This window comes from Actinosynnema pretiosum (genome assembly GCF_002354875.1).
GTDB classification, from domain to species: domain Bacteria; phylum Actinomycetota; class Actinomycetes; order Mycobacteriales; family Pseudonocardiaceae; genus Actinosynnema; species Actinosynnema auranticum.
In genome coordinates, this window is sequence record NZ_CP023445.1 from 7,210,981 (window position 1) to 7,225,801 (window position 14,821).

At 75.4% G+C, this 14,821-nt stretch carries 13 protein-coding genes; 1 reads left to right on the forward strand and 12 read right to left on the reverse strand.

Features of this window, described 5'->3' with window-relative positions:
• Positions 1 to 40: 40 nt before the first annotated feature.
• From CNX65_RS30815 to hutH, 8 genes are all read right to left on the reverse strand, one after another.
• Positions 41 to 2,407: an ATP-binding protein gene (locus CNX65_RS30815; protein WP_096496873.1), complete on the reverse strand. Its 2,367-nt coding sequence runs from the start codon at positions 2,405 to 2,407 to the stop codon at positions 41 to 43.
• The gene (locus CNX65_RS30820) at positions 2,404 to 2,997 is read right to left on the reverse strand and encodes a DUF6879 family protein (RefSeq protein WP_096496874.1); all 594 of its coding nucleotides are present in this window, start codon (positions 2,995 to 2,997) and stop codon (positions 2,404 to 2,406) included. Before CNX65_RS30820 ends, CNX65_RS30815 begins: the two co-directional genes overlap by 4 nt.
• Entirely contained in the window at positions 2,994 to 3,269 is a 276-nt protein-coding gene (locus CNX65_RS30825; protein ID WP_096496875.1) for a hypothetical protein, read from the reverse strand. The genes CNX65_RS30820 and CNX65_RS30825 overlap by 4 nt, the downstream gene beginning before the upstream one ends.
• A gap of 210 nt (positions 3,270 to 3,479) precedes the next feature.
• Entirely contained in the window at positions 3,480 to 4,625 is a 1,146-nt protein-coding gene (hutI, locus tag CNX65_RS30830) for an imidazolonepropionase (protein WP_096498089.1), read from the reverse strand.
• A gap of 11 nt (positions 4,626 to 4,636) precedes the next feature.
• Positions 4,637 to 5,908: a formimidoylglutamate deiminase gene (locus tag CNX65_RS30835; protein ID WP_096498090.1), complete on the reverse strand. Its 1,272-nt coding sequence runs from the start codon at positions 5,906 to 5,908 to the stop codon at positions 4,637 to 4,639.
• Between the two features lie 181 nt (positions 5,909 to 6,089).
• Positions 6,090 to 7,265 carry an allantoate amidohydrolase gene (locus CNX65_RS30840; protein WP_096496876.1) on the reverse strand — a complete coding sequence of 392 codons (1,176 nt, stop codon included), beginning with the start codon at positions 7,263 to 7,265 and terminating at the stop codon, positions 6,090 to 6,092.
• A complete protein-coding gene (gene hutU, locus CNX65_RS30845; RefSeq protein WP_096496877.1) occupies positions 7,262 to 8,908 on the reverse strand; it encodes a urocanate hydratase in 1,647 nt (548 codons plus the stop codon). The genes CNX65_RS30840 and hutU overlap by 4 nt, the downstream gene beginning before the upstream one ends.
• Positions 8,902 to 10,413, reverse strand: a complete 1,512-nt coding sequence (gene hutH, locus CNX65_RS30850) for a histidine ammonia-lyase (RefSeq protein ID WP_096496878.1) — start codon at positions 10,411 to 10,413, stop codon at positions 8,902 to 8,904. The genes hutU and hutH overlap by 7 nt, the downstream gene beginning before the upstream one ends.
• 196 nt (positions 10,414 to 10,609) lie before the next feature.
• Between hutH and CNX65_RS30855 the strand changes: the two genes are divergently transcribed.
• Positions 10,610 to 11,389 carry an IclR family transcriptional regulator gene (locus tag CNX65_RS30855; protein WP_096496879.1) on the forward strand — a complete coding sequence of 260 codons (780 nt, stop codon included), beginning with the start codon at positions 10,610 to 10,612 and terminating at the stop codon, positions 11,387 to 11,389.
• A 93-nt stretch (positions 11,390 to 11,482) separates the two neighbouring features.
• Here the strand turns inward: CNX65_RS30855 and CNX65_RS30860 are convergent, their stop codons facing one another.
• The 4 genes from CNX65_RS30860 to CNX65_RS30875 are packed head-to-tail and all read right to left on the reverse strand — an operon-like array spanning position 11,483 to position 14,817.
• Positions 11,483 to 12,367 carry an ABC transporter substrate-binding protein gene (locus tag CNX65_RS30860; protein WP_096496880.1) on the reverse strand — a complete coding sequence of 295 codons (885 nt, stop codon included), beginning with the start codon at positions 12,365 to 12,367 and terminating at the stop codon, positions 11,483 to 11,485.
• A complete protein-coding gene (locus CNX65_RS30865; protein WP_096496881.1) occupies positions 12,364 to 13,095 on the reverse strand; it encodes an ABC transporter permease in 732 nt (243 codons plus the stop codon). The genes CNX65_RS30860 and CNX65_RS30865 overlap by 4 nt, the downstream gene beginning before the upstream one ends.
• Positions 13,092 to 13,691, reverse strand: a complete 600-nt coding sequence (locus CNX65_RS30870) for an ABC transporter permease (protein WP_218181319.1) — start codon at positions 13,689 to 13,691, stop codon at positions 13,092 to 13,094. The genes CNX65_RS30865 and CNX65_RS30870 overlap by 4 nt, the downstream gene beginning before the upstream one ends.
• A 49-nt stretch (positions 13,692 to 13,740) precedes the next feature.
• Complete coding sequence (locus CNX65_RS30875; RefSeq protein ID WP_096496883.1) at positions 13,741 to 14,817, reverse strand: ABC transporter ATP-binding protein; 1,077 nt, start codon at positions 14,815 to 14,817, stop codon at positions 13,741 to 13,743.
• Positions 14,818 to 14,821 lie beyond the last annotated feature (4 nt).

Consider the following 14,821-nt stretch of genomic DNA (forward strand, 5'->3'; position numbering starts at 1 on the left):
CCACCGGACCTGCCGCACCGGACCAGTCGCACCGCCCGTCTCACCGGGCCAGCCGCGCCGCCCGCTCCCGCAGCGCGCGGGCCTCCGGGTCGGGGAACCCCGCAGCGAGCGCCCCGGCCTCCGCCAGCGTCTCGGCCGGGTCGTCCACGACGGCGGCCAGGTTCACGAGCGCCACCGCGAGCTGCCACCGGTTCCCCAGCTCCCGCAGCACCACCACCGCGCCCCGGTGGAACCGCTCGGCGTCCTCGACCCGCCCGAGCCGCGCGTACGCCTCCCCCGTGGCGTCGAGCGCGACCGCCTCCCGCTCCCGGTCCCCGACCTTCCGGTGCATGGCCGCCGACCGCTGGTACTCCACCAGCGCCCGCTCCGGCCGCCCGGCCGCCACCTCCACCCGCCCGGACTCGATGAGCCAGAACGCCTCGGCGACCGGGTGGTCGTGGTCCCGCGCCACGGCCAGCGCCGCGCGGATGTCCCGCTGCGCGGCCTCCAGGTCGCCCAGCTCCCGGTGCGCGCGGCTGCGCCCGTGCAGGCTCTCCGCCTCCCAGATCCGGTCGTCGAGCGCGCGGAACACCTCGGCGGCCTCGGTGAGCAGGTCCCGACCTGCCTCGAAGTCGCCGAGGTCGCAGCGGACCTCGGCGGCGTTGGTCGTGGTCAGGCCGGTCCAGTGCGCGTCGTCCAGCTCGATCGCGGTGGCGCGGGCGTGCTCGAACGCGGCCAGCGCCTCGGACAGCCGGTGGTCGCGCAGCAGGGCCAGCCCGAGTGCGTTCGCGGACACCATCTGGCCCCGCCGGTCGCCCAGCTCGCGCCGGATGGCGAGCGACTCGCGGTGCCGCACGGCCCCCTCGACGGCCCACCCGCGCTGCACGTGGGCCTTGCCCAGGCTCTCCAGCACCTCGGCCTCACCGGCCCGGTCGCCGAGGCCGCGCACGGCCCGCAGGGCGATGTCGCCGGTCTCGATCCAGTCGTCGAACCGGTTGCTCCTGGCGTGGAACGGGCGGAGCACGACGTGCAGCAGCCAGGCCAGGTCGGGCATCCCGCTCTGGTCCGCGTGCCGGACGGCGACGACCAGGTTGGCGTGCTCGACCTCCAGCCAGCGCAGCGCCTCGACCTGGTCGGCGAACTCGGGCGGCTCGGCGCCCAGCCCCTCCGGGGTCTGCGGCAGCGCGGCGCGGGAGGTGTGCGGGGAGATCAGGGCGCAGGCCGCCGCGGCGGCGCGCAGGTACCACAGCAGCAGGTCGCGCCGCGCGGCCCTGGCGCTCTCCGGGGTCTCGTCCACGCGGGCCTGGTCGGTGGCGTAGGCCCGGAGCAGGTCGTGGAACTGGAACCGGTCGGGCCCGATCTGCTCGACCAGGTGCGCGCCGACGAGGTCGTCCAGCAGCCTGCGGGTGGCGCGGACGTCGGCGCCCACCAGCGCCGCCGCGGCGCCCGCGCCGAACTCGGCGCCCGTGTGCAGGCCGAGGCGGCGGAACAGCCTGCCCGCGTCCGGGGTGAGCGCCCGGTAGGACCAGGCGAACACGGTGCGCACGCCGTCCTCGTCGGCGTCGGAGGTGAGGGCGTCCCACAGCGAGGACTCGTCGCGCAGCTCCTCGATGAGCCGGCGCAGCGGCAAGTGGGGGCGGCGCCCGGCGCGCTCCCCCGCGATGCGCAGCGCCAGCGGCAGCCGCGCGCACAGCCCGGCCAGCTCCACGAGCTGCGCCGGGTCGTCGGGCGGGCGGTAGTTGTCGGTGACGCCGTGCAGCAGCTCCACGGCCTGCGACTCGGTGAGCACGTCCAGCACGAGGCGGTGCGCGCCGTCGCGGGCCACCAGGCCGGAGAGCCTGCTGCGACTGGTGATCACGACCAGGCAGCCCGCCGTGCCCGGCAGCAGCGGGCGGACCTGCGCGACGTCGGAGGCGTTGTCGAGCAGCACGAGCACGCGGCGGCCCGCGAGCATCGAGCGGTAGGCGGCGGCCCTGCCCTCCAGGTCGGCGGGCACCGGCTCGCCGGGGTCGCGCAGGGACCGCAGGAAGTGGTCGAGCGCGTGCGCGGGCGTGACTGGCGGGCCGGGGTCGTAGCCGCGCAGGTTGACGTAGAGCTGGCCGTCCGGGAAGGCGGCGGACACCCGGTGCGCCCAGTGCACGGCGAGCGAGGTCTTGCCGACCCCGGCGGTGCCGGTGACCACGCACAGGCCGACGCCGGACACGTCCGAACCGAGGTGGTCGTTCAGGAAGCCGTTGAGGCGCTGGAGCTCCTCGTTGCGGTTCACGTAGCCGCGCACGTCAGCGGGGAGCTGGCGGGGCGGCGGCCAGGCGGCGCGGGGGCGCGCGCCGTGGAAGTGCACGCCCCCGTTGACCGCGCCCGCCTGCACGACGTCGTCGGCGGAGCCGCCGAACTCGTTGCGCGCGAAGTCGCCCGCTTCGCCGGTCACGGCGCCTCGGGGAGTTCCGGCGCGACGCGGCGGGCGTGGTAGTCGGCGACCGGCTCGGCGGCGTCGTGCAGCGACCGGTAGACCTGCCGCCAGTGGGCGACCTGGTGGTCGGTGGCGGCGGTGGCCCCGGTGGGGACGCCGTCCGGGGTGTAGTGGATGAAGTAGACGACCGCGTCGTCGAAGCCGACCAGGTCGGGCAGCGGTCCGCCCGCCTCCAGCCCCGCGAGGTCGGCGGCGTCGACCACCTTGATCTGCTCGCCGAGGGCGGCGCGCTGGACCTGCGAGGTCAGCTCCCACAGGACGTACGGGTCGAGCGGCTCCTCGACCACCCTGACCCGGCCCACGACCATGCCGTGGGCGGTGGCGGCCCGGTGCTGCTGCTCCAGCTGGGGCAGGCGCTCGGCGATCAGGGCGAGCGAGCGGGCGCGGTCACCGGCGAGGAAGGCGGCGCAACTGGCGTTGCCCTCCTCCTGGAAGACCTGGGTGCGCTCGATCTTCCACAGCTCGCCGACGCCCTCCACGCCGTGGTGGCGCTCGAAGCCGTCGACGTACTCGTCGAGCGTGAGCGGGACCCCGGTGCAGGCGCTCACGACAGCACCGCTTTGAACGTGCGCGCGACGGCCCCCGGCACGACGACCAGCCGCTCCCCGTCGCCGACGCCGACCCCCTCCGGCAGCCTGCCCTCGTAGGCCTCGGTGCAGTCGCGGCCGATGACGGCGAGGTCGCCGTTGTCGAGCTCCCACACGTCGGGGCAGCTCAGCGCGTTGTCGCACGGGGCGGTGTCACCGCCCAGCTCGGCGAGCGTCTTGACGACCCTGCGGCTGAAGGCCGCGGTGAGATCCGGATTCCATTCCAGTGCCATCGTTCCCCCGATTGGTCGCACGCGGTGATCCATCACCAAGCTATAGAACAATTTAAGGGGGCAACACCGCAGTTGAGCGGAATTCACCGCTACGACTCACAGGATTAGTTCAAGCAGGCCAGGAGGGGGCACCGAGAGCAAATAAGGATGCAAGATTAATAGGGAATATTCACCCCAAAGAGAAAATTCCGAATAGCTCGCACCAGCTCTTCACCGCTCCCGAACCCCCCGCCGCCACACCGCCCACGTGAGCGGCACCCCCGGTCGGTACGCCAGGTGGGTGGTCGACGGGGCGTTCAGCACGTGCACGTCCGCCCGCGCGCCCACCCCCAGGTGTCCCACGTCCGTCCGCCGCAGCGCCCGCGCGCCGCCCGCCGTCGCGGCGCGCACGGCCTCCTCCACGGTCAGCCGCATCTGGAGCACCGCCGTCGTCACCGCGAACGCCATCGACGTGGTGTACGACGAGCCGGGGTTGCAGTTGCTCGCCAGCGCCACCTCCGCGCCCGCGTCCAGCAGCGCCCGCGCGGGCGGCAGGGGTTGGCGGGTGGACAGGTCGCACGCGGGCAGCAGGGTCGCGACGGTGTCCGAGCCCGCCAGCGCCGCCACGTCCGCGTCGGACAGGTGCGTGCAGTGGTCCACGCTCGCCGCGCCCAGCTCCACCGCCAGCCGCACCCCCGGCCCCCGCCCGAGCTGGTTGCCGTGCACCCGCAGGCCGAGCCCGCGCGACCGGGCGGCCTCCAGGACGCGCCGGGACCCGGCCTCGTCGAACGCGCCCTCCTCGCAGAACACGTCCGCCCACCGCACGTGCGGCGCGACCGCGTCCAGCATCTCCCCGGCCACCAGCTCCAGGTACTCGCCCGCGTCGGCCCCCGGCGGCACCAGGTGCGCGCCGAGGAACGTCACCTCGTCCACCCACCGCGCCGCCAGCCGGGCGGCCCGCAGCTCCTCCGCCACGGTCAGCCCGTACCCGGTCTTGGTCTCCAGGCACGTCGTGCCCTGGGCGACCGCCTCGGCCACGTGCCGCCGCAGCCCCTCCTCCAGCTCGGCGTCAGACGCGGCCCGCGTGGCGGCGACCGTGGTCGCGATGCCCCCGGCCGCGTAGGGCCGCCCGGCCATGCGGGACTCGAACTCCTCGGTCCGGTCGCCTGCGAACACCAGGTGCGTGTGGCTGTCCACCCACCCCGGCAGCACCGCCCGGCCGCCGACGTCCACCCGCTCGTCCGCGTCCGGCGCCCCGGCCGCCGGACCGACCCACGCCACCCGGTCCCCGTCGAGCACCAGCGCCGCGTCCCGCAGCCGCCCCAGCCCGGGGTCGTTCGTGGTCAGCTCGCCGACCCCGGTGACCAGCGTGCTCACCGCCGTCCCGCTCACCGCCGCAGCACCTCCCGGTACAACCCGCCCACGTCGCCCAGCTCCTCGTGCGCGCCGTCGCGCGCCACGACCCGCCCGCCGACCACGACCGCCGCCACGTCCGCCGCCGTCGCCGCCAGCACCAGCTGCCCCGGCTCCGCCCCGGCCGTGCGCGGCGAGTCCGCCCGCAGCGCCACCAGGTCCGCGGGCGCGCCCACCTCGATCCGCCCCGCCTCCGGCCTGCCCAGCGCGTGGTGCCCGGTCAGCGCGGCCACCAGCTCGGCGGGCGAGAACCGCCCACGCCGCCCCGACCGCAGCCGCTCGCCGTGCTCCAGGCCGCGCGCCTCCAGCAGCGGGTCCACCACCGCGTTCTGGTCGCTGCCCAGCGACAGCCGCACCCCGGCGTCGGCCAGCTCCCGCGCGGGCCCGATGCCGTCGGCCAGGTCGGCCTCGGTGGTCGGGCACAGGCACACCCCGGCGCCGCTGCCGCCGAGCAGCGCGATGTCCTCGGCGGTCAGGTGGGTGGCGTGCACGGCGGTGGTGCGCTCGCCCAGCGCGCCCGCCTCGGCGAGCAGCGCGGTCGGGGTGAGGCCGTACGCCTCGAGGCACTCCCGGTTCTCGTCGGGCTGCTCCGACAGGTGCACGTGCAGCGGCCGGTCCGGGAACGCGCCCGCGACGGCGGCCAGCTCCTCGCGCGGCACCGCCCGCACCGAGTGGATCGCCGTCCCGACGACCGTGTTGTCGTCGGGCAGCAGCTCGCCGGAGCGCCGCGCCCACGCCGCCGCGCTGCCGTCGCTGAACCGCTCCTGCGCCCCGGCGACCGGCTTCCCGATGCCCCCGGCCAGGTAGGCGGTGTCGAGCAGGGTCAACCGGATGCCCGCCGCCCGCGCCGCCGCCCGCAGCGCCTCGGCCATCTCGTTGCCGCCCGCGTGCAGGTAGTGGAACTCGGCGACGGCGGTGTACCCGGCGACCACCATCTCGGCGTACACGGCCGTGGCGAGCCGCTGGTACGAGCGCGGCGTCAGCTCGGCCGCCAGCTGGTACATCCGCTCGCGCCAGGTCCAGAACGTGCCGCCGCCGTCGTGCGTGCGCCCGCGCAGCCCCCGGTGGAAGGCGTGCGAGTGGGCGTTGGCGAACCCCGGCAGCACCACCCCGTGCAACCGCTGGGACCCCAGCGGGATGGTGTCGACCTCGCGGACCTCGCGGATGACCCCGTCGGACACCCGCAGCAGCACCCGCGCCGCGACCCCGCCGGGCAGGACGGCCCGCTCGCACCAGAAGCTCTTCACCGCGACCTCACCAACCACCGCACATCGGCCTCCCGCCGCTCACCCGGTTCGGCTCTCGCCTGGCGCGCGCCCCCGCGGAGCCCACCCACCCCCAGCATGGCCGCGACGAGGCGACCAGCCAAGATCCACAGCCGGGGAACCCCGGTCCGCGCCCCTCCGGCGGACCGAGGCGCCCACGACCTCACCCGGCGAGGTGCTCCAGCGCCGCCGCCAGCGCCACCACCCCGGCCGCGCAGTCCGCGTCCTCCGCGAACTCCTCCGGCGCGTGGCTCACCCCGGTCGGGTTGCGCACGAACAGCATCGCCGTGGGCACGTGCCCGGCCAGGACGCCCGCGTCGTGCCCGGCGCCGGTCGGCAGCGCGGGGACCCCGCCGAGCACCGCGGACAGCTCGTCGCGCAGTCCGGCGTCGAAGTGCACGGTGTCCCCGTAGGACTCCTCGGTGACCCGCACCTCGCAGCCCTCGTCCGCCGCCGCCCGCTCGGCCGCCGCCACGACCTCCGCCACGACGGCCCGCGTGGTCGCGTCGTCCGAGGCCCGCGCGTCCAGCCAGAGGTCCACCGAGGACGCGATCACGTTGGCGCCACCGGGGTTCGGCACGATCCGCCCCACCGTCGCCCGCGCTCCCCCGCGCGCCGCGGCGCGGGCGGCCAGCACGGTCGCCGACGCGGGCAGCACCGGGTCGCGCCGGTCTTCGACCAGGGTCGCCCCGGCGTGGTTGCCCTCGCCGGTGAAGGTGAACCGCCACCGCCCGTGCGCCAGGATCGAGCTGGCCACCCCGACCGGCACGGTCAGCCCGCGCCCCTGCTCGACGTGCAGCTCCACGAACGCCCCGATGGACGCGAGCGCCTCGTCGTCCCGCCCCATCGCCGAGGGCTCGAACCCGGCGGCGCGGGCGGCCTCGCCGAAGCTGACCCCGTCCGCGTCGACGAGCGCGGCGGCCCGCTCGGGCGTGATCGCGCCGGTCATCAGCCGGGTCCCCAGGCAGGCGACGCCGAACCGCCCGCCCTCCTCCTCCACGAACACCGCCACCGCCAGCGGTCGCGCCGGCCGGAACCCGCGCGCCCGCAGCAGGTCCACGGCCTGGAGCGCGGACACCACGCCGAGCGGCCCGTCGAACGCCCCGCCGCCGGGCACCGAGTCCAGGTGGCTGCCGGTGACCACCGCGCCGGGACCAGGCCGCCCCCACCACGCCCACAGGTTCCCGTTGCGGTCCGCGCGCACGTCCAGCCCGCGCGCGGTCGCCTCGGCGGTGAACCACTCGCGCAGCTCCAGCTCGACCCGGTCGAACCCGTGCCGCGAGTACCCGCCGCGCCGCGCGTCCCGGCCGACGTCGGCCAGGTCGGCCAGCGAGGTCACTCGCCACCCCCGGCCATCGGCACCCGCACCCCGCGCTCGTCCGCGACCTCGCGCGCCCGGTCGTACCCGGCGTCCGCGTGCCGCAGCACGCCCATGCCGGGGTCGTTGGTGAGCACCCGCTCGATCTTCGCGGCGGCCAGCTCGGTGCCGTCCGCGACGGTGACCTGCCCGGCGTGGATCGACCGCCCGATGCCGACCCCGCCGCCGTGGTGGATCGACACCCAGGTGGCCCCGGAGGCGGTGTTGACCAGCGCGTTCAGCAGCGGCCAGTCGGCGATCGCGTCGGAGCCGTCGGCCATCGCCTCGGTCTCCCGGTACGGCGAGGCCACCGACCCGCAGTCGAGGTGGTCGCGGCCGATGACGATCGGCGCGGACAGCTCGCCGGACGCCACCATCTCGTTGAACCTCAGCCCCGCGCGGTGCCGCTCGCCGTAGCCGAGCCAGCAGATCCGGGCGGGCAGCCCCTGGAACTCCACCCGCTCACCGGCGAGCTTGATCCACCGGGCGAGCTGCTCGTTCTCCGGGAACAGCTCCAGGATCGCGGCGTCGGTCTTGGCGATGTCGGCCGGGTCGCCGGACAGCGCGGCCCAGCGGAACGGGCCCTTGCCCTCGCAGAACAGCGGCCGGATGTAGGCGGGCACGAAGCCGGGGAAGTCGAACGCCCGCTCGCAGCCGCCGAGCTTGGCCTCGCCCCGGATCGAGTTGCCGTAGTCGAACACCTCGGCGCCCGCCGCCTGGAACCCGAGCATGGCCTCCACGTGCGCGGCCATCGACGCGCGCGCCCGCTCGGTGAACTCCTCCGGCTTCGCGGCGGCGTACTCGTGCCACTCGTCGACGCCGACCCCGACCGGCAGGTACATCAGCGGGTCGTGCGCGGAGGTCTGGTCGGTGACCACGTCCACCGCCACGCCCCGGCGCAGCAGCTCCGGAAGCACCTCGGCGGCGTTGCCAACCACCCCCACGGACAGGGCGCGCCCCTCGGCCTTCGCGGCGAGCGCGCGGGCGACGGCGTCGTCCAGGTCGTCGGCGACCTCGTCCAGGTAGCGGGTCTCCACGCGCCTGCGCGCCCGCGCCGGGTCGACCTCCACGCACAGCGCGACGCCCTCGTTCATGGTGACCGCCAGCGGCTGCGCGCCGCCCATGCCGCCGAGCCCGGCGGTGACGGTGAGCGTGCCGCGCAGGGTGCCGCCGAACCGCTTGGCGGCGACGGCGGCGAACGTCTCGTAGGTGCCCTGCAGGATGCCCTGGGTGCCGATGTAGATCCACGACCCGGCGGTCATCTGCCCGTACATGGTCAGCCCGGCCGCCTCCAGGCGGCGGAACTCGGGCCAGTCCGCCCAGTCCGGCACCAGGTTGGAGTTGGCGATGAGCACGCGCGGCGCCCACTCGTGGGTGCGCAGCACGCCCACCGGGCGGCCGGACTGCACCAGCAGCGTCTCGTCGTCGGCCAGCTGCTCCAGCTCGCGGCTGATGGCGTGGAAGCTCGGCCAGTCGCGGGCGGCCTTGCCGGTGCCGCCGTAGACCACCAGGTCCTCGGGGCGCTCGGCCACGTCCGGGTCGAGGTTGTTGTGGAACATGCGCAGCGCGGCCTCGGTGGGCCAGCTGCGCGCGGTCAGGTCGGTCCCTCTGGCTGCGGTCACCACGACTGGGGCGCTCCGTTCCTGATGATGGCTTCGGCTGCGGCGATCTCGGGCGCGAGGTGCCGGTCCGGGCCGGGGCCGGGCACGACCTCGCGCAGCCTCGCGACGGCGGCGGCCGTGGCGGGGGCGGGCTTGAGCGGGGCGCGCAGGTCCAGTGCCCGCGCGGCGGTCAGGTACTCGATGGCGAGCACGGTCCGCAGGCCGTCGACGGCCTTGCGCAGCTTGCGCGCGGCCGACCAGCCCATGGACACGTGGTCCTCCTGCATGGCGGAGCTGGGGATCGAGTCCACCGAGGCGGGCACGGCCAGCCGCTTGAGCTCGGACACGATCGCGGCCTGCGTGTACTGGGCGATCATGTGCCCGGAGTCGACGCCGGGGTCGTCGGCCAGGAACGGCGGCAGGCCGTGCGAGCGGTTCACGTCGAGCATCCGGTCGGTGCGGCGCTCGGCGATGGAGGCGACGTCGGCGACCGGGATGGCCAGGAAGTCCAGCACGTAGGCGATCGGCGCGCCGTGGAAGTTGCCGTTGGACTCGACGCGGCCGTCGGCGAGCACGACCGGGTTGTCCACGGCGGAGGCCAGCTCGCGGTCGGCGACGGTCTCGGCGTGCGCGACGGTGTCGCGGGCCGCGCCGTGCACCTGCGGGGAGCAGCGCAGCGAGTAGGCGTCCTGGACCCGGTTGCAGTCCGGGCCCCGGTGGCTGGCGACGATCTCGGAGCCGGACAGGATCTCGGCCATCCGCTGGGCGCTGCGGCCCTGGCCGGGGTGCGGGCGCAGGGCGTGCAGGTCGGCGGCGAACACCCGGTCGGTGCCCAGGAGGGCCTCCACGCTCATCGCGGCCGTGAGGTCGGCGACGTCGAGCAGGTGGCGCAGGTCGTGGATGGCCAGCACCAGCATCCCGAGCATCCCGTCGGTGCCGTTGATCAGCGCCAGGCCCTCCTTCTCGGCCAGGCGCAGCGGCGCGATGCCCGCGGCGGCGAGCGCGTCGGCGGCCGGGACGAGGTCGTTCCCGGCGTCGCGCACCATGCCCTCGCCGGTGAGGGCGAGCGCGGCGGCGGAGAGCGGGGCGAGGTCGCCGGAGCAGCCGAGCGAGCCGAACTCGTGCACCACCGGGGTGATGCCCGCGTTGAGCATCGCCGCCATGGTCTCCACGGTCTCCGGCCGCACGCCGGTGTGCCCGGAGGCGAGCGTGCGCAGGCGCAGCAGCACGAGCGCCCTGACCACCTCGCGCTCCACCTCGGGGCCCGCGCCCGCCGCGTGCGAGCGCACCAGGGCCTGCTGGAGCGCGGCCCGCCGGTCCGGCGGGATGTGCCGGACGGCGAGCGCGCCGAACCCGGTGGACACCCCGTAGGTGGGCCGCTCGGCCGAGGCCAGCCGCTCGATGTGGGCGCGCGCGGCGGCGACGGCCTCGCGCGCCTCACCGGTGAGCCGCACGGCGGCAGAGCCGCGGGCGACGGCGGCGACCTCGTCGCGGGTGAGGGCCTTCGGCCCGAGTTCGACGTGCTGCATGGGCACATCACAACCCGCGGCGGCCCCCGGCACGAGCGGAGATCGGGCGGAGGTGTCTGGGATGCCAGACACCCGCCGTCCGGCTCTGCGGCGGTGCGGACGGCCGAAGGCGGGTGCGGCTCGGTGGTGGACGCCTCGAAGCTCGTTGTCACGGACCTCCGGTGCGCGGCGACCCCGTTTTGCCGAGAATGGGCCCATGGGTGGGAGCAGCGACGTCCCGGCGTTGCGCCGGGGACTGGCGGTGCTGCGCCTGCTGGCGAGCAGGCCGGGCCCGCTGTCGGCGGCGGCGGTGGCGCGCGAGCTGGACCTGCCGAGGTCCACGACCTACCACCTGCTGGCGGAGCTGGCCGACGCCGGGTTCGCCACGCACTTCCCGGAGGAGCGCCGCTACGGGCTCGGCGTGGCCGCGTTCGAGCTGGGGTCGGCGTACCTGCGGCACGACCCCCTCGAACGCCTGGCGCGCCCGCTGCTGCGCAGGCTGGTGGACCAGGTGTCGCTGCCCGCGCACCTGGGCGTGCTGCACGGCGCGGAGGCCCTGTACCTGGTGCGGGAGCAGCCGAGGCAGCCGCAGACGATCGTGTCGGACGTCGGGGTGCGGCTGCCCGCGCACCTGACCGCGTCGGGCAGGGCGATGCTGGCCCGGCTGCCGGACGCGCAGGTGCGGGCGCTGTTCCCGAGCGCGCGGGCGTTCGTGGACCGCACCGGCCGGGGGCCGCGCAACCTGCCCGCGCTGCGCAGGCTGCTCGCCGAGGAGCGGCGGCGCGGGTGGGCGGTGGAGGACGGGTTCGTGACGGCGGGCTTCGCGTCGGTGGCGGCCCCGGTGTACGACCACGGGGAGCGGCCGATCGCGGCGATCACGGTGACGTTCCGGCACCTGTGCGAGGAGCCGTGCGGCCAGTCCTGGCCGGAGCTGGCGGCCGAGGCGATGCAGGCGGCGGACTCGCTCACCGAGCGGATCGGCGGGAGCCGGGCGTGAGGGCGCAGGGCGCAGGGCGCAGAAGAGCGGCGCCCCCGCAGTGGGAGCGCCGCTCTTCGGACCTGCGAATCCCCTCGCGGGGCGCGAATCCCGTTACAGGGACAGGGTCTTCAGGAACTCCGCCGCCACGTTGGCCACGGTCTCCTTGTCCACGTCGACCTTCTTGACCAGCTCGGCCACGTTCTCCGTCGTCAACCCGGCGGAGACCTTGTCCAGCACGGCCTTGCCCTTGTCGTCCACGGCGCCGGTCCGCAGCAGCGGCAGGATGTTCTGCGCCGGGTACATGCTCTTCGGGTCCTCCAGCTGCACGAACCCGTTCACCGCGATGTCGGCCTGCGTGGTGTACAGGTTCGCGACCTGCGACCCGCCGTCCTTGAGCGTGTCCACGGTGACCGGGCCGCCCGCGTCGGTGGTCTTGATCTCCTTGAAGGTGACCCCGTACAGCTCCTTGACCTTGGCCTCCCAGCGCTGGGCCCACTCGCCCGCGGCGCCGAGCACGTACTTGCCCTCGCCGAGGTCGGCGATGGACTTCACGCCCGAGTCGGCGGTCTCCTTGGTGACCACCAGGACGTCCTTGTCCTCGGCCGCCGACTTCTCCAGCACCTCCAGGCCCTCGGGGAGCTCGGACTTGAGCGCCGAGTAGACCTCCTCGGCCTCGGAGGCGGTGCTGGCCTTGTCGAAGTGCACCAGCAGGTTGCCGGTGTACTCGGGCACCACCGCGAGCGACTTGTCCTGCAGCGCCTGCACGACCAGCTCGCGCGCGCCGATGCCGGAGCGCACCGACACCTTCGCGCCGGTGGTCTTGAGCGCGCCCGCGTAGATCTCGGCCAGGATCTTGTTCTCGGTGAAGTCGGCCGAGCCGACCACGATCTCGCCGGAGGCGGCCTGGTCGCCGCTCCCGCTGAGGTCCTCCGCCGAGCCGCAACCGGCGGTCGCCAGCGCGAGCACCGCCGCCACCGCCGTCAACGTGCGCTTCATGCCTTGCTTCCCCTCACTTCGCGCTGCGCGGCGGCGGTCGCCGACAGCTTCCCCTTGCGACGCCGCGTGCCGAGGGTGAGGCCCTTGGGCACGACGAGCCCGCCCACCCCCGCCAGCAGCAGGTCGAGCGCGACCGCCAGCAGGGCGATGAGCACCGCGCCGCCGACGAACTGCCCGTAGTCCAGCACCCGCAAACCGTCCAGCAGCGGGCGGCCGAGCGTCTCGATCCCCACGTACGCGGCCACCGACGCGGTCGCCACGACCTGCAGGGTGGCGTTGCGCACCCCGCCGAGCAGCAGCGGCAGCGCGTTCGGCAGCTCCACCCGCCACAGCACCTGCGAGCCGGTCATCCCCATGCCGCGCGCGGCGTCCACGACGCCCCGGTCCACGTCCTGCACCCCGGCGTACGCGCCCGCGAGCAGCGGCGGGATCGCCAGCACGACGAGCGCGACCACGACCCCGACCTGCCCGCCGCCGAGCAGCAGGTACAGCAGGGTGACCAGGCCGAGCGTGGGCAGCGCCCGCAGCGCGTTGCCGCCCGCGACCAGCAGCGTCCCGCCGCGCCCGGTGTGCCCGATCCACAGGCCCAGCGGCACCGCGATCGCGCTCGCGCCGAGCACGGCGGCCAGGCAGTACAGCAGGTGCACGCCGACCCGCGTCGGGATCGAGGTGGACCCGGACCAGTTCCCCGGCGAGAGCAACCACTCCAGCGCGTCAGCGAAGATCACTTCGCGACCTCCGCCCACGGCGTCAGGACCTTGCGCAGCGCGACCAGCAGCAGGTCCACGACCAGCGCCAGCACGAGGGTGAGCACGACCCCGACGATGATCGGCGCGAGGTAGCGCTGCCGGAACCCGTCGGTGAACAGCACGCCGAGCCCGCCGGTGCCGATCAGCGCGCCGACGCTGACCAGGCTGATGTTGCTGACCGACCCGACCCGCACGCCCGCCGCGAGCACCGGCACCGCCAGCGGCAGCTCCACCGCGAAGAACCGGCGCACCGGCCGGAAGCCCATGGCGGTGGCGGCGGCGGTGACGTGGCCGGGCACCGCGTCGAGCGCGTCGGCGACCGGGCGCACCAGCAGCGCCGTCGTGTACAGGGTGAGGGCGGCCACGACGTTGACGCTGTCCAGGACCTTCGTGCCGATGAGGGCCGGGATGATCGCGAACAGGGCCAGCGACGGGATCGTGTAGAGCACGTTCGACAGGGCGATCACGGTGGCGCGCGCGGCGCGGAACCGGTGGCACAGCAGGCCGAGCGCGATGGCCAGGACCACGGCGACCAGCAGCGGGAACAGCGACAGGTAGACGTGCTCGCCGAGCATGTCCAGCACGGCCGACCGGGTGCCCGCGTCGGAGAGGTAGCTCAGGACGTCATCCACGGGCGGCCCCCGGTCGCTCCCGCCGCGCCTCGATGGCGTCCAGGACCTCGCGGGCGGTGACGACCCCGGCGTAGCGGCCGTCGGAGTCCACGGTCACGCCCAGCCCGGCCGGTGAGGACAGGGCGGCGTCGAGCGCGCCGCGCAGCGGGGCGCCCAGCTCGTGCAGGCTCCCGCCCGGCACGGCTGCGCCACCGTCACCCGGCGGGTACCAGCCCTGCGGCCTGCGGTCGGCGTCGAGCACCAGCCGCCAGGCGTCGCCGCCGCCGGGCGCGTCGTCCGGTCCGACCGTGCCGACCTGCCCGAGCGCGAGGCCGCCGGAGTCCGCGAAGGACAGCCCCCGGTAGCCCCGGTCGCGGCCGACGAACCCGGCGACGAAGTCGTCGGCGGGCCGGGACAGCAGCTCGGCGGGCGGCGCGTACTGGGCGAGCACGCCGCCCTCGCGGAACACCGCGACCTTGTCGCCGAGCCGCACCGCCTCGTCGATGTCGTGCGTGACGAACACGATCGTCTTGCCCAGCTCGCCCTGCAGCCGCAGCAGCTCGTCCTGGAGGCCCTCGCGCACCACCGGGTCGACGGCGCTGAACGGCTCGTCCATCAGCAGCACGGGCGGGTCGGCGGCGAGCGCGCGGGCCACGCCGACGCGCTGCTGCTGGCCGCCGGACAGCTGCGCCGGGTAGCGCCCGCCCAGCTCCTGCGGCAGCCCGACGAGCTCCAGCAGCTCGGCCGCGCGGGTGCGCGCCTTGCGCTTGCCCCAGCCGGACAGCAGCGGCACGGTCGCGACGTTGTCGAGGACCGTGCGGTGCGGGAACAGGCCCGCCTGCTGGATGACGTAGCCGATGCCGCGCCGCAGCTCCGGCGGGTCGACCTCGCGCACGTCCCGGCCGCCCACCAGGACGGTGCCGGACGTGGCCTCCACCATGCGGTTGACCATGCGCAGCGAGGTGGTCTTGCCGCAGCCGGACGGGCCGACGAACACGGTCACCGCGCCGGGCTCGGCCACCAGGTCCAGGCCGTCGACCGCGGTCGTCCCGTCGTCGAACCGCTTGGTCGCTCCCCTGAACTCGATCACACCG